Genomic DNA, 19713 nt, shown 5'->3' with positions numbered 1-19713 from the left:
TCCTTCGGTAATCAAATTGCAATATCGAGTGCTTTTAATCAACTGGAGTCACCTCATTATTGTAATATCATTTGGTTATTTTTCGAGGTGTGGTTCAAATAATCCTTCATTTCCTCTATTAAAGGACCGAATATGTCATAGTATAGGTTGCTTGAGTAGGAAATATTTTATTTTTTGCAGGCATCACCATGTAGAAATATGTGCGTTTATCCATGTAAGCTTATTTGTGATGAATATAGATGCAGGCGTTTAATCAGACATTAATAAATAGAAAATCATTTCCATTTTTACACTAAGAGGGGAAAAATTCGTTCTCCCAAGTTGAAAAGATTTATACACTTATTTCTATTCACTCACTAATAAAGTTGAAGAGTGGTATATTTAAGTAAAAGATAGAGACGGAGGAGAATATTGTGAAAGCAATGAATTCATTTATTAAGGAATATTGGGTATTATTAATTTTCGCCTCAGCATTCCCGATAATCATTAGTCAGATCATTCGAATCCCATTAGGTAATTGGACCATTGGTAAAGAGGATTCTTGGGTTAGTTTTTTTGGGAGCTATTTAGGTGGGATAATTGGTGGAATTATTACGCTATTTGTGTTTAAAAAGACAATCGAAAAACAGGCAGAAATGCAATCGACGTTGAGAACAGAGCAGGAAGAAATAAGAAATTTGTCTATGAAACCATACCTAGCTGCAAGGTTAGCTCGAAAAAGTGACATCAATGAATACTCTTATAAAATTGATTGTCTACAGATTGTTGAAGATAGTTCGTTATGTGATAGCTTGACTGCTGCGATTAGACTTGAAAATGTGGGTATGGGTAATGCTATAGGAATAGAGTTCTTTCCAGAAGATGACGGTTTTTATATCAATCTTGATCTTGATCCTTTGGCCTTAAAAGTCGGTACCGCAATGGTTATAGCTTTAACTATAAAGTCTTTACCTGACAAAGAAGAGTTCACATTAAGAGTGCGTCTTACAGATCTGTTGGAAAATGTTTATAATCAAAAAATCAAGCTTGCTAAGATACAAAATCAGATTTCGGTAATATCTATTAGTAAACCTGTTCCAAAAAAGAGTTTAGAATGAATTCAAACACATAGTCCCATTGAAGTCGCCTACTTAGCGGCTTTGTCCCAAGTCCAAATGGCTGCAATGATGCAATAAGAAAGAAACAGATAATGCGATTACATAAAATATCTGGAAATGTTTGTGCTACTAATGATTGAATTGCTGTAATGGGATATTTTAATGATGGTCTTGATAGAGATACATTATCATTAATTCTAGGGTAAGGTTCTAATCTAAAAATTCAACTGAAATAGAAGGTCTTGATTTTGCTGGCCGCCTGAAAATAAGGGTAATGGTACTTCCATGAGATTATATATGATCTCGCCAACACTATTTCAGATTACACGCAGCGAAGGCATTTACCTTGCCGATGTAAGGGGATCGAGTCAACCTTGAGATAACCAGGTCCGTACAAACTGCTTCGGATCATGCGGCTATATATGTTGATCTCGACCTTTAAGTACTAAAAGGAATTCATTAAAGCATGTAATAAAAGAAATACCGTTTCTCTTAGCACAGGGACGGTATTTCTTATTTTTCACAACAGAATTGCTATAGTAGTATATGAAGGATATAGTCGTATCAATAAGCTCTAATTAAGCTTAAATCAATACTGCTTAAAAAGACCGCTTTATCAACGCATTTAATTCAGGCGAAAACCTTATTAATCTTAGCAAGATTAAAATTCTATTGATGGAGTGACTTATGGGTAATAGCACAAATATCAATCAAATGGCCTTAAAAGAAGCACCACAGGTTAACAGAGAAAGCGTAACTTATAGACAAAGTGCAAATGTCCTCTTCAATTTCATGCCAAAACTCGATTATTTAATAGATAAACTAAGATACAAAGCAATGATACCAAGATATTACGAAGAAACTGTGGAATATTTAGATTTAGAGGTAATTAAAAAAATAGCATTTCCAATGGTTTGCTTCTGTGACATCCATCTAAATAAATTGACTTATCACATGGGTGACAGAAATAGCTATGATGGATACGGAAGATATGGAATTGGTATGAATAAAGATTGGGGGATAACCGGCGGAATACAGCCTATTAGCTATATGAATGATTCTTCTGCACTCTTATCCGATTACAAAAGAGCATTCACACAAGCTCTACAACAAAAAAATGAGGAGAAAGGGGATGAAATACTACATAATTTCATGTTAACACAGCTGCTATATATAAAACCCTTAAATGGATCAATGGCCAAGCAAAGAGAATCGAGATTTGAACACATAACAAAAAACTTTCACGATGAAAGAGAGTGGAGATACATTCCTAATTTCACTGGCCTGGACACTGACTTAGAATTAGTCATACCACCTGAACTGATGATTAACAACACAAATAACTCTGTTTGTAATGCTTATTCCGAGGGAATCAGAGAGAAACGCGAACTATGGTTAGAATTTGAATATGCAGACATTAAATACTTGATCGTAGACTCTGAAGACAATAGAAGAGAGTTAATTCGTTTTATTATTCAGGAACTTTTGATGGAAGATGAAGAAAAATATGTTCTTATATCGAAAATCATTGTGTTCACTCAAATAGAAAAGGATTGGTGAATCATGTTCTCAAACTTCAAAAAAACATTTAAGAAGGCAGAAGGGTACAGCATTCCCAGTGAAATAGTTGCAGCATTGAGTAAAAATCTACCTGAAGGACTTGAGTATAAACGATTACGGCATGATTTAGTTGTTGCCGTTCCAGAAAGCGAAAGAAAACTGAAATTAGAACTAAAATTAGCAATACCTGAAGCTATGCAGATTTATAACTTGGATCAAATCTACGATATGTTGTATCGTACGCAAACAGAAATTAAAATTGACAAGAACGTTCCAATTAAAATCAATGGTATATCAATTCCTATAACCGAAGTAGCTTTGGCCCCTCTATCGGCAAATAAAATGAATGAGTTTTACTTGACACCAAAACCTTTTCCGCCTCCACTCGAAACCGAATTAACAGGCGGCGATATTAACTTAGTATTAACTTTACAGAGACAACCACTAGCAGAATTCAACAAGACTTTAATTAAAAATATTGATGATACAGGGTTACAGATTTCTCTTTTAATCGACGAGCAAAAGGATACAATCGAGTTCACTATTAATTTTGATCTAACAAAATTACATTCTGTAAATGAAGTTTTAAAGGTGTTACAGTTGTATGATGCATTCATCAAAGGTAATGGAGTACTTTTCGCGACGTCCTTACCCGCTTTGCCACTAAAAGAAGTTGAACAAGAGTCTCTAAATGAATTACTATCGTACTGGAGAAACATAAGTCTTCTTGAGAATAAGTTAGGTATTACTTTCTATCTAGATCTCCCACTAAGTACGGAAGAGGTTAATATACTTCATGAAATGCATGCTTCCTTTATCAGAGAGCAAGCTTTTAGAGAGTACCTTAAAGATGCTAAATTTATGATAGAACCTGATGCAGTTTTTAAGATAGATGAACTTATAGAAAGACAAAATTCCATGGTCACCTTTATTCAAGAACAGAATTTAACATTACTAGGGGTGAAAATCGACCTTTTCGCAGTAATAGGACTTTGTGATATCAAAGTTATTGAAATAATACCGAATGTAAGTAATCCTAGTAAATATGAATGTATTTTGGATCACATGCCTGGGAAGAGAATGTTCCGAGCTATAAGGTATTTTAGAACATTAGCTGAGGCGGAAGATTTCGTTAAGAGCACTACGAATTTTACAGATTCGAAAGAACTACAAGACTTGGCGATATAAAACTTTGTAAAGCTGCAGTTTTAGGATTTAATGTGCTGGCTACATCCTTAATAAGCTTAATAAATTCGGGAATTTACTTTAAGTCAATATTAAGGACACACCACTTAAATACGAGGTAGAAGTGAGAATCTTAAGGAGGGAGGTAATGCTATGCTGTATGACATTAAATCGTTTTCAGAAGTTACTGGTAAACCACTAACATGTACTGTTAAAGCACTGCACAAGGGTAAACTAGTTCGAGAAGTTATACTGAAGTATGGAGGAATATACAAAGTAATCCCTGATAATCCAAAGAAACTTAAACACCGTGACAAAGTAGGCGAGTTAGTTGGATTTAAAGTAGACAAGTTAGATAATCCCCTAAGAGCAAGGATTAAATTTGACGAAACCGGCAGAATTGGTTATGTGGAACTTGAAGATCTTCATCTTTTGTAAATGAGTAAATCAACTATGAGGATTTAATTCCTCTATTAATGAAGAAGAATATGTTATATGGAGTATGTGTGTTCTACAGCGGGAAGCCTTTCGAATTGTCAAATAACAAGAACATGGTACCATTGAAGTCGCTATCATAGCGGCTTTTTTATTTTATTGGAAACAGTGAATAAGGAACCTTAGCGTGTTCTAAAAGAGGAGGAATGGAATTAGTGATGAGTCAAAAATATGATGCGGCGAAAGCAATGCGTGAATTGCGGAGGAGAAGAAAGGAGGAAGGTAAGTGTGTATACTCCTTTTGCGAAGAACCACTCGATACTAAAACGATGTGCGCAGCACACGCAGCTGTTCAAAGACAAAAAAAACAAATCCAATTAGAGAAGGGACTTTGCATATATTGCAATGAACCGCTAAACACAGGTACGAAATGCGAGAATCATTCGGAAAGGAGATACAAAGATTCTCCAATCCGCTCTTCCGGTCACAGGTATCCATTAGAGCGGCGCTCTAAGCTAGATCCGAATGTGATGGTTGGGGCAGATTGGAGGAATCAAAAAAGATAAGTAATTATTGAGGCTTTGGTGAAATTATAGGTGTGACAACTTATTTGGTCCGTAACGGATACGTGGCTGAACATTATGAGCCATGACGATATTGTGGTTGGTTAATGTCGAAGGAGAAGTGAAGACATAGTTTGCAGAAAAAGTCCTGTCTCCAGATCTTGTTTTTGAAAAAAAGAAAACATATCGCGGATTCCGGATGAAAGAAAACCCCGCAGGAAAATCGCCAAGAGATAGCTGATAATGCAGGGTTTGAGTTTGGTGATATGGTAGCAGAAGACACTATCGGTTAAGTGTTTTTAGAGAAGGGTTGATTAAAACTAATTTCTAAATGAATGTAAATCATCTTCAGCGAAGTAGCTTTTGCAACCATATTTTTCAATGAATTCATCTCTAGTCAAACCAAGAGATGGATACTGTGATAGGACTTCAAGCCAAGAGATGTATTCATCTTCCTCTGTAAGTCTCACTTGAACTATTTCGCATACTATTCTATGAATCGAGCCATAGGGAAAATCATATCTTTCACAATCACAGTCACTATTTTTTTGTCTTTCGTTACAGTTTATACCGACATTTACTATTCTCACGGCTCATCACCTCAATATCAAGTTTGTTGTTTTCGAAGGCCTTAGATTATAATTCTTTCAGTTTACCACTTCTCTGGAGAGGACTTCAAGCCAAGAGATGTATTCATCTTCCTCTGTAAGTCTCACTTGAACTATTTCGTAACTCTTGTTAGAAGTAATCTATACAAGGCGCATTAACTTCGCGTATAATACTAATTATACGAAATATTGCAAACTTAATTTTATATCAGGAAGGGAGCTAGTGTTTCTTGTAGTCACCATACTGGCAACAGTAGGTTTAATCTAAATTTTATTCTGTCACAATTTGTTCGGGTTCTGTTCTGTTACAATAATATTGAAAAAATGAGTCACAATATATTGAGATTCTGACAAATTTAATATTACAACACGAGATCATCACAATAATTAAAATTATGCACTGACCAGGTAGGTTACTCACCGTTAGATTGGGGTCTTTGCTTATTTGTTTGGGCTTCAATATCCAGGTTGCTAACACTTTAATTAACCTTGAATCAGTTTAAATCATCTGATTTGTTAAGCATAAGGTTATAGTAATATTTAATGTCATTAATTTCTCGCATTAATTGTCTAATACGCGAACTTACATAATTTTACTTTTATTTTGTAATACCGTGTTAACGAAACGATATTAAGAAAGGTATGATTAATATATGGCTGGAACTTCGAGACAACATCAAAGACATGAGAAAAAATGTTTGGAGTTACTCCTTATCCTTCCTCCCTTTGTTGAAGAGTACGTTGATGATAAGCTAGGGCCGCGCTCTCCTACTACCCTACTGAACTATGTGCTGGATTATAAGTCATTCTTTGAATGGCTTATATCCGAATGTTTGGTCGAAGCTAAGGATATTAAAGAAATTCAATTATCTGATTTAGATGTCCTTTCCTTAGAAAATGCTAAAAATTTCTTTAAGCATTTACGAAGAACGGATATCAAAGTTACTGATCAGGAAACGAAGAAGCCTGAGGAAAACTCTGTTAGCCGCAAGATATCCTCTCTTCGCTCACTTTTCAAATATTTGACGACCGAGACAGAGATCACAATGGAAAAAAAACTGAAATACCCATGTCTCAAAAACAAAGATATTGGTGAACCTTACTTTCACAGAAATGTTATGCAAAAAATCCCGGTTTACAAAGAGAAAAGTACTTTGAACTCTAGGGCCAAGAATATATCAACTAAAATCCTGCATAATGAAGAGGATATTCAGCTGCTAAACTTTGTTAGGGACGATTATGAAAATAGACTTCCGGAGAACTCGAGGAAACGGAGTTTCTTCTTGCGCGATAAGGAACGTGATTTCTCGATATTGTCCTTGTTTTTATCTTCAGGGATTCGACTAAATGAATTAGCAAACCTGAGATTAAGGGACATCTTCTTCTCAACGAATGAAATTAAAGTTATTCGTAAAGGTAATAAAGAGGATATTGTGGCTGTTTTCCCCGAAAGTATGCTTGATCTTAAATCCTATATAGAGATCCGTATTAGTCGTTATAATGGTTCAGATAATCCAGGAGACTACGTTTTTCTCTCAAAGTACAATGGTGCCGGCTCTCCACTATCAGAGAGAACAATTCAAAATATAGTCGAGAAATATACAAAGGAGTTCTTTGAAAATAAGAAATCGTTGTCACCTCATAAATTAAGACACACGTATGGTACAAAATACATTGAAGAAACTGGGGATTTGAGAGGATTAATGGATCAATTTGGTCACACATCTACTTCGACAACAGTTTTGTACGCAAACTCGCAATTAGAAAAAGCGCGAGAAACGGCCAAACATTTAGGAAAAAGAAGAAAAACTTAAACTCATTAATAAAATAGTCTTTCATTCTGATTTAAATACAACTATGATCTACACTTCATATTGGTCAGGAAGAGCGTCGCGTGCAACATCGGGTATCTGGTAATAATACTTTGGAAAATCTCAAATCCTATTTTACCTCAAATAAAAGAGCGATCGATATTGATCGCTCTTTTATTTGACATTAACCTTATCACACTTTATAGGAGCAGTTAAATCAGTTGTTTCCAACTTCTTTTCTTCTTCTCCAATGAATTTCTCCATAGAAGTTACATTTTCTATTACTTTATCTCCAAGAAGGTTGGATATTATTAAGTTCAAATCATTATTTGGTTTTTCTAATCTGTTTGTCATGCTTCGGGAAAGTTTTAATTGGTTGGAAAGTCACAGCAATTATCGCCGGTATTAGAGTGACTTGGGATATGCCAACAGAAATGATACCAGTTGCAATAAAAGATTATCTAGTAGCTGAAATGTATTGTAAAGAATTGGAGATCCTTTGAGAGTTAGTAAGGCAAACTCAATAAAATCCCCACACAATCAATAGAATCAAAAATGACTATGACATAGTTGTCATAGTCAGTAATCCTTGCTTTAATCTCCCCAATCTAGTCCTTCGCCCGCTAATAACATTCCATCTTGGTTATAAAAAGCAAGAAAGTTTTTGTTATAATACACTGTCTTGCCTTTTTCAACGTATCTAACCACGGTTTCAAAATGTTCCCTTGTTACACTTTTTCTTTTGTAGAAATCAAACAAATCTGCTCTTGTAGATGGACACTTTTCGAGTTCTCTAATGTCCATCTCTTTAGGGGTACCAATAATCATTAGATTCACATCCGTATCTAATTAGTTTGAAGTGACTACTTCCAGTCTACATTTAAATTTTCTACGATCATCAGACAATAGGAGCGCCCACAACCTGAAGCGCATGCGCATGCATGTGGCTGGTCCCTCCGAACCGTCAACTCCATAGCGCCACCATCGCATCACACACTAGTGGCGATTCCTTTTTCACCTTGAATAATCCGACGCGTTCATAGTACCTCTTTTGACCCCGATAGCATAGGTCGTTCCTTCCGTTCTTAGATACACATTCAGGAGCGCGTCGGTATACGTACCTGAGGACGAAATAGAGAATCGACCCGACGAATCGATCTGCACTGGAATTTTCGCCAGCATCTTCCCACTTTGCACCTTATCCTTGTATTGATCTATCTGAATCTCCAACTGCTTGTTCGCCTGATCAACGAATCGTCCTTCCACCGATAGCGTGCCGTCCTCGTGGAATTCAACTATCAACGTCTTGCTACCAAGCGCTGGTTTGATATACACTTCCGGAAACAGATGTTCAGGTAATTTCTTCTCGGACGTGACCGACTTCGGTGCGCCGACCAATTGCTTCATGCTGGACTGCAATTGCATTAATATCACTGTAGCCTGTGCCCGAGTAACGATATCGTTAGAACCGAACATCCAGCTCTGATTGCCTTCAGTCCCGCGCATGTAATTATGAGCCAGCACGTAGTTTACTGCATTCAAAAAATCAAAATTCACGCCGTCCGCCGACGCGATCAGGCCAGCCGCGCGATAACGGTTAATTGGCTTGTCCCGAAAATCGCTTTTGCCCGGGCTTGAACTGAACAGCAGCAGATTGCGGGCCGTCGCCACTTTATAGGCGCCTTCCGCCCAGTGCTTCTTCTTCTTGGAAGCATACGATTCGTCATCGACTTTGTAGGTGCGCAGCAGCATGATGAGGAACTGCGCTTCGCTCACGGAATCTTCCGGGCGGAATTTGCCGTTTGCGTCCGCTCCAGCAATGCCCGAACGAAGCGCCCACTCGATGGCAGCTTGATCGGATCGTCCTGCAATATCTTTGACCTTGGTCGGATTAGTTGCTGGATAGCTCTTGCTCTTGAGGCGCTCGAATACCCGCACTGGCACCGTCCCTCGCACCGCACCGGAGCTAAGGGTCACCTTGTAACTGCCGGGCTTAACCCCTTCAAGCGTGCCGTCCGCTGAGACTTTCAGACCGGCAGGCGAACTGCTAGAGTAGGCGACAGGAGTTTTTGGTGTCCCGAACGTGCCGTCGTCGTAAGATGCCACAATTTGAATCGGCAACTTGTTTCCCGGATTCAGCACCAGTTCGTCATATTGGGCGGATAAGCCTTGCATCGTACGCCCTTTTCCTGTCGTGAACGACCAAGTCTTATTGTGAAGCTGCGTCTCCTTATACAGCGTATAATTGAGCTTCACCGTATAGACGCTGTATCCGTCCAACACATCCTTCGGATACAAGAACACCGTATCACCTTGCAACTCGCTGTTGTACGGGACTTCTTGCCCCTTCGAGTCCATAATACTCGCTTCGAAGGAGTCGATGGCGAAGCCTGCTGCTGCCGAGATAATACCACCCGAATGTTCAACACCGAAGCGGACAAGCGGATTCGGCTTCTCGAATCCATAAAATCCAACGTCTGCTCCTTTCATGCCGTCATATGGATACACTTTGGCTTCCGGGCCCTTCTTCTCAAACTTCACGAAGGCCGGGTTCATAACCGCTGTACCACCTTGCAACCCGATACCTACCGATTTATATTGGTCGTCCAATATAATCCTGCGATGATAAGCGGTGCTTAGCCAGGAATCGATCGCTTCGCGTGTCGTTGCATTATTAAAAGACATGACTTCAGCTACCGAAGTGTTTGGCCACCCCGCTGCTTTGCCCCGTTCTCCGGCCGTCACTCCCGTAAATCCTGCCGTACCCGGCTCCTCCCGATGGGCCGTCAACCCTTCGAAGCGGGTGGTATTGTAATAAGCCGCGTGCGCCTGCGACGCCTGCGTCAATCTCGCATCCAGCTCCAATGGGCCTACGCCTACCTTCGCCCTAATCTCGTTCAGATAAGCCAATCCGTCGAGTTGATCCTGCGTGAATCCTCCCTGAGACGCCGTCGAGGCCGATGCCGCGGATGCGCGTTCTGCCGGATAAGCCGGTACGATAACAGTAAGGGCCAAGACCCCAGCGAGCAGACAGGTTGCCCACCTGCGCCCCGATCTCCGGCCGATCCCCCGATTCGGCCTGTTTTTGCTATGTTTACTTGCGTTCATGATGTTTCTCCCCTCGTCTTCCCATTTTTACTAAACTTGCATAACTCCCTCTACTTTTCATATGTACTTCTTCTTACTATTAATTCCCGGTATATTTTTTTACTAGGTCTAACCAATCCTAAATATCAAAAAACTTGGAATTACTAAGAATATTTTACCATGTACAATAGCTTATAAATAGGTATTTTATCCCATCCTTATATAAACCTAATTTTTTATATGAATTAATTAAATAAATATTTAGTAGAAAATCGGGCTACTATGTTCTTGTCCATGCAGGCTATCAGTACAAGTTCCTGTTTTTCGACGTATCTCCAACTGCTTATTCGCCTGATCCCCGAATTGTCCTTTCAGCAACAGTGTGCCGGCTGGGGAAAATACGGCTGTATCATACTACCAAAATCACATCGGGCTTCGAGTAACATATCGTTGAACCGAGCTTCTAATTCTGCTTGCATATACACTTAGATTCCAAATAAAAAAAGCCGCTATTATAAGTAGCGACCTCATTAAATCCATCTGTAGTTCTCCTTCAGAAATATACACTTAAGTTCACTTATAAATATCTCAGTGACTAATCTCAGTTCTGTCTTCATTCCCTTTACCAAAAAGAGTGTTTAAGCGATGTTTCATCAGTCTCTCTTCACCATTAACATGTAAAGAGTAAGCAAACAACTCAAACTTCTTATAATACCCTTTTATCTGCCATTGTGTCTCTATTCGTTGTATTATCCCCTTGATAAGATGACACCAATTCCAATGTTCTTCATTTAATATTCCAGCGGGTACTGGAAAGAAAAAGTTATTATTCTGAATTGTTTCTGCGACTTCCCTTTGTGTCGCTTCGTCACGGTTTGCCATCAGAGCATCTTGAAGTGCATTCAGTATTCCGTATTTTTCAAATCTTTTATTTTCAAAAACAAGTTTAACATCATGAACTTGTTTTTTTAGGTACTCATTGTTTGACACCTGTATAATTCTTGATATTATCTTTCTAACATTTTCACTATCAGCAGGTGGATACCATGAATTGAGGCCGTCCATCGTATTAACCTCATACAAAATATTAGAGTGAACCAATTCAATTATTTTTTCGATGTCGATTCCAAAATCTATTTGTAAGACCTCACACCACGAAAGTGCTGTGGTTAGATTGGCAATAATATCAACAATTTTCTCGTCTTCTTGAAGTTCAAGAATGTATGATCTTGTGTTGTTTATCATTGCTACGATCTGATCTTCAGATGAATAGAAGCTAGTGGGTTTTTCCTGGTAATTATTGATCGTGGTGATCAAAGTTGTGATTTCTTCTTCATTGTAAGATCCAGTCCTAAACCATTCATCTATAAGCGGAAAAATGAGACGGCACATTGTATTTGTAAGTGGCGAGTATTTTAAAATGTAATTTGAAAGATATGCTGTCTTACCGCTACTTTCTCCTTCATACATTGCCTTAGTAGTAGCGTCTTTTCGGTCATCAGATGTATTTATAAGTAGCATTTCACCTTTATGTTCAACATTAAAGATCACAGTAGCAAAACACATACGGTAAACATCATCTTTAGAAAATTTATCGCTAAAAACGTTATCCCCCAATGACTGAGTTACTTCATTAATAAAATGATGTAGTTTTTCGTACGTTCTCAAATTGTTAAAGGAGAAATTTGTAGCAATTTTCTCAACAATCATCCAAACATTAGTACCTAATATTGCTTTAGGAGCCTCATCGGCAAAATCAGTAATTGAATATATTCTATCAATGGCTTTTTCTCTAAAGTTCAAATAATTCTTATTATCTTCATTATTAATATTATCAGTTGCAGCAACTAATACAATTTTGATATTGTCCACCTTAGAGAGACTATCGATAAGTCCGAAGACTTCTTTGATATCAAGATCATCATGTTTTCTTTCTAAGTCATCGAAAACAATAACAAATGTATTTCTTTCCTTCAACTCTTTATTTATTGTTTTTAGTGTATTCTGTATGAGTGGTACAGACAGAGATAGCCCAGAAATCGATATATCTACAGAGTTTGTTTTCCCGCCCACCATGCTTACAAATTTTTTAAATTTCCCTCGAGGTGCATTCTCTAATATTCTAAAATAAATTTCCTGGTGAATAGCCTCCACGTCTTTTTTTCCAAATAGTGATACATAGCAACTATTTGTATGATTAGCTATGAAGTCATCTATATATTTCGTTTTTCCAATGCCCCAGGGGCCATCAATAAGAATCTTCTTATAGCTTGAGTTTCGGTATTGTTCCAGCACCCTCAAAATTTCATTTGCCTTCATATGTTTTACCTCCAGTAATAGACTCACAATATATTATCTACTAAATTTTTTTATGTATTCATCGCCAGTACCTTTTCAATTTCCCCAAAGAAATCGAATTTAAACATTCAATAATTTTGACCTATATTGGGCTGCCCCATTAAAAAAATCATAGTTGACTTGAGGCAAAAAATTCAATGTGAATTGATCTTTATCTTTCAATCCCATCCATGTAGTCTTTCTATCAAATGGGTCAACTCCCAACCTAATCGTTGTATACTTACTGATTGCCGGTTCAAGGAATTGTTTGAGATATTGGTCGTATGTCTCACAAAACGGTAATATTTCTGTATGTCGTTCATAGAGATCTTGATAATATTGAAAAAATCGCTTACCCTCATGCTCGAGAAAGAATGAAAACTCTAAAGAATCTTTCCCATCTGGTGGAAAATAGACAAGTAAATTATCTATTGAGAAATCCTCCTGGTCAGAATGAAATTCAGTGTCCCCGTTCCCATCACCCTGTTTGTCATGGAATAATATATCGTATTCCTTTTCTAGTTCTGCCAGTTCCTCTGAGATACGATTGTGCATTTCAAGGATATCGGATGCAACAACTCTCATTACTTCATGTGAGATCGTTTCGCCGTTACTATAGCGTGTGAGAGCTTCCAGCGTTGATTTCATTTGTCTTACATGCATACAGTAGTTCCTCCTCATGGGGATTCTTAATTGTGATTAAGTTTTTTATTTATTATCTACTAATGGTATGTCTTAAAACAAGAAAAGATTAGGACGGCTCGATGGATCGCATCGAAAACCGGCCTAATCTTTGTTGATTAATTATTTAATCAGATTAATCAAATTGTGAATCATCATTGCTGCTTCTTCTCGAGTTAAGGAGCGTTTTGGCATAAATTTGTTACCAGGGTACCCACTCATCACGGACTCTTGAGTCACAAGTTCTACACTCTCCTTGGCCCAAATTGCAATGTTTGCTTGATCTTTATATTGAGCAGCAGACGACAGGGATGATCCATTCTTCAACAACACGTTTGAAAGCATGCTTGCAGCTTGCTCTCTTGAAATGACCTCATTTGGACGATTGGTATTATCATCAAACCCTTTAGTAATCTTGTGTTCAATGGCCGAGTTAAGCTCTGACACTTACCAAGCTTCTGGATCAATATCTTTAAACGTTCCAGCATACGGTGATGAACTCAACAAGAGTCAATTATGAATTTACAGAGTACTAATAAAAAAAATTTAAATCTTTTGCTTTATTATAATCCACTTTACAATGCACCTTATTAGAAGAGTATCTAATTACTAAACGAACAGATTCTTGTCCACCCTATACAAACAGCATATGTATATTAAAAAGAATTTCCTTTGATTCGAAAGCGAACATACGAATATGAAAAGAGGAGTGGCTAAAAAGTAGATTTATAGAAGCTCGAAAAGCCCCGTTAGCCCTCCTATGCTCTCCTTCAGTATGCAAATTGCTAAACGTTATAAAAAGAATAGAAATGGCCAATACAAATGCGATTTAAAAATTCATTTTTTTATTATAATCTTTTGAGAGTGTGTGGTATTTCCTATCAAGTTCAAGCCAAAACTCGGCGGACGTGCTAAACACTTTAGCAAGCTGGTCGGCAAAATCCTGAGTCAGTTCCTCTTCCCCCATAAAAAAAGGCACTAAGCTTTCATTACTGACTCCTGTTTCGCGAGATAAATCATCCAAAACCATTCCGTTATCCACCAACATTTCAATTATCTTATCCCCAAGAGAGATCGCAACTGGAGCTAAACATTCATTTATCATCTGTACTCTTTCCCCCACCATGTCTACTAAAATTTATTTGACTCTATAGAATCGAAGAACGCTCATCTTGACCAACCCTGTTTTGATTCTTGTCTACATGGTATAGTTTCTGAGCAGTGTGAACGCCTGACCCTTTCAACTTCATTCTTAATATTCGTAAGAAGAATCAAAAGTTCTTACTACAGAAGAAACCTATTTCAAAGACAAGATCCCTACATAAATAATAGAAAAAGCAATTAACATTTGAAATATATCATTAAATATATGAAATGTAAAACATGAATTACAAAAAAAATCATTATGTTTTACTTATTTTTCTTGTGAAATACCCTATAGGATGAGCATAATTTATATGCTAATGCTTCCAATACGAATTCAATAATGTTGATTTCTTCAATGAACGAACTGATAGCTCCACGAAAAAATGAGCAGATAGTTACCCTATAAAAACAAAAAGTAGCCCATATAAGTAATTAGGCTACTTCCAAAAAATATGGGTTTCTTCTCAATTCTCGGTTTCTTTATTATATATATTTATAATCTCATCTAAAATTTGTGATTGTTTAACAACCACGGGATGAAGTAAACCATATGTATCCACTAATTGGTACAAATAATTCCTTTCCCGCTCTAAACATTCCCTAACATTACAACGAATATCCATAGAAGTCATCACCTCTATGTAATATCCTATCATTTTATGTAAAAATCTAGAATTAACCAGGTAATACAAAATATTCAGTAGACATCCCCCCACATGGACTAGAATAGGCTATAGCACCCTTCAGCAAGCAGGGGGTAGGGTTTTATTGCATTATTGTATTACCATCCACCTTCGCCATGTGAGCTGGTTCTATTTGCCTTCTGGATATCAGGAATTACCGGAGTCTCACTATCTGCAGACACATAATTAAATGGTGTACACGATAGAACAGTAATAAATAATATAGCTAGGATTGAGATTGCTTTTTTCTTCATAATTGTCTGTGGACCTCCTTCAGGATTTCCTTGTATCTTCTGAGATCAACCTCAGTAACAAGGTGCCGTAATGCATCGAACATACAGAAACACCTCAAAATACAAGCATTACTGTTAATTTTAGCCGAGATTGCCAAACTATTTAAAATAAATTGAATCCCAGTATCGACCCGATCTGAACTAACATAGTATTCACCAACGTCTGCTAAGAAATTTACAAAGCGATCGTTGATGATTTGATCAGTATAGGACCCTACATTTTCTTGGTTTTTAATTTGAGCATCAATGGTATCTTCAAATCGGGCCAATATATGGTCGACATTTATATGATATTTTTTCGCTGCCTTAATTACCTTGAATAATCCTTTTAATATTTCATGCTCCCTAGATGCCAGGTATTCAATATAATCGTCTAGTACTTCAACCTCCCCTGCCATTAGTCGGTAGAGATATTTGTTTCCTTCTGCCCAAATACGAAATTGCTTTTTGGTCTGCTCGTCTGCATACTCATTTTCAACAATCCAACTATGATCCTCATAATACGAAAGATAATGAAGGGCTTGCTGATATTCATTCTGCTCTTCAGAGATTGATCCTAGAATAAGGTTAGAATACAGAATATAACCAAACAGTGGTTTGGAGGGTTCAGTAAATCTTTTATTGTGTTTTATGCGCTCATGTTTAATTTCATATTGTATTGTAGCAAGTTCGCCCATATGCTTTGCTAGATGCTTTGCTTTATCCCAGCGTCTCAATGAGAGATATAGATTAGTTAAATCCTTTAGTGCATCAAGCTGATCCCACTCGTTTAACCGTGCAGCATATGGTTCGAATTGCACAGCACACTCTAGATTATTTTGTTGGTCATCATTTTGAGTGCTTTTAAAGATCCTGTACTGACAAATTGCCAAACGTTCTGCATGCTGGAATCTTTCTCCTTCAGAAACTTTACGATATAAAATCAAGGCAGCTTCCGTTTTACCTTCTGTATGTAACACATCCGCTAAGTCAAAAAGCAAGGCAATGTATGCAGTGTTTTCCATCATCATATCTACTATCCGTTCAATGCAATTGAGCTTACATAATTCTGCACTACGGATGATTAAGGGGCGTACCCTTCTCCAATCCAGATTGGTATGATTGCGTAATTCATCGATGTACTGTTCATAAAAGTGACCTTCTTTTAAACCCATGGTTGCGGTAATTTTATCAAGGATTTTCACTGATATGGGTTGAGATCCATTAATTATTCTGCTAAGTGTTCCCGAGTTGATTCCGGACAGTTCTGAAAAACGATATAAAATTATTTCATGTTGATCTATGTAGTTTAATAGCTCTGATCGGATCGTCTTGGTTAATTGCATCAAAAAGATACCACCTTCCAGATTTTAAACCCATTTTTTATGTGATTAACTCTATATAAGTAATTCTATGGTCGATTATACCAGCGGTCAATACTTTTGTTAAATCTCTAGTTTTATAATCACCAGTTGATATTGTGATTTGAAGTATTCTATTTTATCTTCGGCAAAAAAAAACGTTCCTGAATATATCTCAGGAACGTTTTAAAACACAACTCATGTTTTTAAACCAAAAGTGACCTATCCAAAGTTTTTGTTACTACTTTAGATATCCAGATATAAATGCCCACTTAATTGCTTTGTGTACTTCCTATTTTAAATTCACCGATTATTGTCTCACCGTCTAATTTATACAATGGAATAGATCTTAATGATCCTCTGATTTCGAGCGTTCTTATTTATTGACCTCTTTCAATAAACGTTTACGCAAAATCTCTTTAGTCCGTGAACTAAACGTTTTCTTGCAAGAATTACACTTGAAACGGGGTTTTTTTGAATCTGAGTTGACTCCGTACTTATATGTATTTCCCGACAAACAATGTGGGCACTCTGCAGCTAGAATAAAAGGTGACCATTTCTGCTCTTCTTCCAACATATCTCTTCCTCACTTCACTAGATTAAGCTTTATATCGGTATAATTTCCAATATAATTTAATCATATCCGGGGAACAGCATAGTTAAAGAAAAGAAGCAGCTTATGGCTGCTCCTTCAATTATCCAGTGATTTGTTCAGATTCTAAATTACCCGCAATCTTTAAGAAAACCTTCATGTCTACTGCATTAATTATTTCATTTTGAAGATTTGAATATTCACTTTGCAATTTTAAGTTTAATTCATTTGCCGTTTGAAGGCGCCCTGCCAAATCTAAAGTAATCTGTCTCAGTATCATAATATTATTACTGACCTGATCCATAGCATCGTTAAAAGCATGTACGAATTCTTGATCTAACTGGAAGGGTATGGTTGCCTCATTAGCTTGAGTACTTTTCTCAACCAAACTATCTTTAGCTCTCGTTTCTTGTGGAACCTCCGTTAGTTGAGTCTTTGAATCATTGATCGATACAATATTTCCGCTATTTTTATTTTTAATTCTAACCTTTTTAGCTTTTTCAATCGATTTTTCATATTGTTTTCGTAAGGCCCCATTCCATCGAAACCCACAGGCTGCACTTGTTCTCTTTAATTTTACACCAGCTTCTTCAAATGCTTTTAATTGTGTGCTACCAGCTTCAATATGTTTTAGAACTGTCTCTGCTAGATAAATATCAGCGTCAATATCCCAACCATCTTTGCGCGTTTCCATTGTTAACACTCCTTACGATTTTGATATATAGTTAATTTCATTTATATCCAATTACATAGGATAATATTCATAAATTCGTATAGAAGACTAGAATTAAACGCACCCCCTCTTTTCATCGATGTAATTACTCGTTAATACAATAAACCCTTTACATAAAGCATATTTCATATCCTAAAGCTTCCCCCAGTAATATATAAAACATAGCAATTGGATATTATAATCTAATTGGTATATGATAATAGTCTAATTAGAATAAAATATTAAGTTGAGGTGATTTGTTTTGTCGATTGTTGAGGATATGAGGAAAAAGATAACGGAGATGGAATCTACAATTGAAGAATATAAAGTTATCAGTAGCAAACTTCCTACAGAAATCAATTATGTTGTTCAGAGCTTGCTCAATCATGAACTAAATGACTTACGATTTCGACTAGAAAGATTTACGTTTCTCAAATCAGAAAAACAGTGTACTCAATGTAGCAACTGGATCAAAGAAAATGAAGATCCAACTGTATTGAATTTTCAGTACAAAACAACTAAACCTGTACATATGACACTATGTAACAACTGTATGTCCTCAATGGACAAAGTTATGGTTACAAATGAAGCTGAACCAAAATGGGGATTACGTGTTGGAACAATTAAGCAAGACAGGCAGCTTGGCAAATTGAAAGAGTTTGAGGATCTCGGGCTGGTTAAATTATCTGGTCGGTATATTAAAATACACGAAATTGTGATGAAGACATACTACGAACCCAAATTAAGAGAGAAAGAATTGAGGGAAATCCAACGAAAAAAATGAATCTAAGAACAAAAAATAAAGGGTACTATCCAACCGGTTTGGTTGAATAGTACCCTAGTGGTAAATCATCTATCTCGGATCATAATATTTACTACAGAGCGTAACATCACGGTTTCTCTTTTGCTTATCAATCACTGAGATACATACGTTATCCCTATATGACTTCAATCCAGCGTACCCCTTCAACGTAACAGCTACCCCATTCGTCCCTAGAAGTGTAATTGTTTTTCTTTTTAGTTCGAACCCCGTTAGTGTGAATGGTAAACTCACAATAGAACGAATCCAGTCATCTGGTATGGGTATATGAATCTTCATTGATGCACCTAATAGACGTGTTTTCACTTGTTCAAAAGGCATTTCTACTTCTACAGCTTCAATCTCTGGGAAAATACCTTCCTCATTTCCCATTATGGCTTCTAATGAGAACCTAGCTTTCCCCAAACAGACTTCTTCAGGAGCCTTTTTGAACCTGTAGAAGGTATTTCCACCAACATAATTGAAGGTGTAGCTATCGTTACACTCAATTAATTCATGAATAGACTTCCGGATGATAAGGTAAGAATCCTTTGAACCCAATTTAATAGGTTTAGGTACGTTAGAATCCATCAGGACAGTCGTATACCACATATGTAAAAGAGAGAATGGTATAGAAAGATCAACTAAGTCATCCTTGTAGCGAAGTATAGCAGTTTCTCCACTTAATTTATTTAGTTTATCCAGCATTAAATAGTCTTGATATACTGTTTGCGAACTATCCTGAAGTGTTTCAGTGGAAATTGCTTGATAATCTACTGACATG

Annotated in this window: 17 protein-coding genes; 6 read left to right on the top strand and 11 right to left on the bottom strand. The window is 36.9% G+C overall.

Features of this window, described 5'->3' with window-relative positions; all coding sequences use genetic code 11:
- The first annotated feature begins 413 nt into the window (after nucleotides 1–413).
- The 5 genes from CRO25_RS24965 to xerS all read left to right on the top strand — a co-directional run bounded on the left by CRO25_RS24965 (nucleotide 414) and on the right by xerS (nucleotide 7262).
- A complete protein-coding gene (locus CRO25_RS24965; RefSeq protein ID WP_079696804.1) occupies nucleotides 414–1097 on the top strand; it encodes a hypothetical protein in 684 nt (227 codons plus the stop codon).
- 687 nt (nucleotides 1098–1784) lie between these two features.
- A complete protein-coding gene (locus CRO25_RS24960; protein ID WP_079696803.1) occupies nucleotides 1785–2657 on the top strand; it encodes an abortive infection system antitoxin AbiGi family protein in 873 nt (290 codons plus the stop codon).
- Nucleotides 2658–2660: 3 nt separating this feature from the next.
- Nucleotides 2661–3845: an abortive infection system toxin AbiGii family protein gene (locus tag CRO25_RS24955; protein ID WP_079696802.1), complete on the top strand. Its 1185-nt coding sequence runs from the start codon at nucleotides 2661–2663 to the stop codon at nucleotides 3843–3845.
- 150 nt (nucleotides 3846–3995) lie between these two features.
- Nucleotides 3996–4280, top strand: a complete 285-nt coding sequence (locus tag CRO25_RS24950; protein ID WP_079696801.1) for a hypothetical protein — start codon at nucleotides 3996–3998, stop codon at nucleotides 4278–4280.
- Nucleotides 4281–6101: 1821 nt separating this feature from the next.
- Nucleotides 6102–7262, top strand: coding sequence for a tyrosine recombinase XerS (gene xerS, locus CRO25_RS24940; protein ID WP_079696799.1), 1161 nt, complete (start codon nucleotides 6102–6104; stop codon nucleotides 7260–7262).
- Between the two features lie 171 nt (nucleotides 7263–7433).
- Here the strand turns inward: xerS and CRO25_RS33095 are convergent, their stop codons facing one another.
- The 10 genes from CRO25_RS33095 to CRO25_RS34190 all read right to left on the bottom strand — a co-directional run bounded on the left by CRO25_RS33095 (nucleotide 7434) and on the right by CRO25_RS34190 (nucleotide 18112).
- Nucleotides 7434–7613 carry a hypothetical protein gene (locus tag CRO25_RS33095; protein WP_143806590.1) on the bottom strand — a complete coding sequence of 60 codons (180 nt, stop codon included), beginning with the start codon at nucleotides 7611–7613 and terminating at the stop codon, nucleotides 7434–7436.
- Nucleotides 7614–7853: 240 nt separating this feature from the next.
- Nucleotides 7854–8087, bottom strand: a complete 234-nt coding sequence (locus tag CRO25_RS24935; protein WP_079696798.1) for a hypothetical protein — start codon at nucleotides 8085–8087, stop codon at nucleotides 7854–7856.
- Between the two features lie 186 nt (nucleotides 8088–8273).
- Nucleotides 8274–10367, bottom strand: coding sequence for a CAP domain-containing protein (locus CRO25_RS24930; protein ID WP_079696797.1), 2094 nt, complete (start codon nucleotides 10365–10367; stop codon nucleotides 8274–8276).
- Between the two features lie 567 nt (nucleotides 10368–10934).
- On the bottom strand, nucleotides 10935–12665 hold the full coding sequence (locus CRO25_RS24925; protein ID WP_079696796.1) for an ATP-binding protein: 1731 nt from the start codon (nucleotides 12663–12665) through the stop codon (nucleotides 10935–10937).
- A gap of 99 nt (nucleotides 12666–12764) precedes the next feature.
- Nucleotides 12765–13346, bottom strand: a complete 582-nt coding sequence (locus CRO25_RS24920) for a hypothetical protein (protein ID WP_079696795.1) — start codon at nucleotides 13344–13346, stop codon at nucleotides 12765–12767.
- A 141-nt stretch (nucleotides 13347–13487) separates the two neighbouring features.
- Entirely contained in the window at nucleotides 13488–13811 is a 324-nt protein-coding gene (locus CRO25_RS24915; RefSeq protein ID WP_079696794.1) for an S-layer homology domain-containing protein, read from the bottom strand.
- 382 nt (nucleotides 13812–14193) lie between these two features.
- A complete protein-coding gene (locus CRO25_RS24910; RefSeq protein WP_079696793.1) occupies nucleotides 14194–14469 on the bottom strand; it encodes a hypothetical protein in 276 nt (91 codons plus the stop codon).
- A 505-nt stretch (nucleotides 14470–14974) separates the two neighbouring features.
- Nucleotides 14975–15133 carry an aspartyl-phosphate phosphatase Spo0E family protein gene (locus CRO25_RS24905; protein WP_101749466.1) on the bottom strand — a complete coding sequence of 53 codons (159 nt, stop codon included), beginning with the start codon at nucleotides 15131–15133 and terminating at the stop codon, nucleotides 14975–14977.
- Between the two features lie 310 nt (nucleotides 15134–15443).
- Nucleotides 15444–16811, bottom strand: coding sequence for a transcriptional regulator (locus tag CRO25_RS24900; RefSeq protein WP_079696791.1), 1368 nt, complete (start codon nucleotides 16809–16811; stop codon nucleotides 15444–15446).
- Nucleotides 16812–17521: 710 nt separating this feature from the next.
- Nucleotides 17522–18112, bottom strand: a complete 591-nt coding sequence (locus CRO25_RS34190) for a hypothetical protein (RefSeq protein ID WP_079696790.1) — start codon at nucleotides 18110–18112, stop codon at nucleotides 17522–17524.
- 280 nt (nucleotides 18113–18392) lie between these two features.
- Here CRO25_RS34190 and CRO25_RS24890 point away from each other — a divergent pair, with 280 nt between their 5' ends.
- Nucleotides 18393–18914 (top strand): hypothetical protein, encoded by a 522-nt coding sequence (locus CRO25_RS24890; RefSeq protein WP_079696789.1) that lies wholly within the window; start codon nucleotides 18393–18395, stop codon nucleotides 18912–18914.
- A 69-nt stretch (nucleotides 18915–18983) separates the two neighbouring features.
- On the opposite strand, the gene CRO25_RS24885 is transcribed toward CRO25_RS24890, so the two are convergent.
- A complete protein-coding gene (locus tag CRO25_RS24885) occupies nucleotides 18984–19712 on the bottom strand; it encodes a hypothetical protein (protein WP_079696788.1) in 729 nt (242 codons plus the stop codon).
- Nucleotide 19713: the final 1 nt, after the last annotated feature.

The organism is Paenibacillus sp. RU5M (assembly GCF_900221055.1).
Lineage (GTDB): Bacteria > Bacillota > Bacilli > Paenibacillales > Paenibacillaceae > Paenibacillus > Paenibacillus marchantiae.
This window is presented reverse-complemented; position numbering and strand designations above follow the sequence as displayed.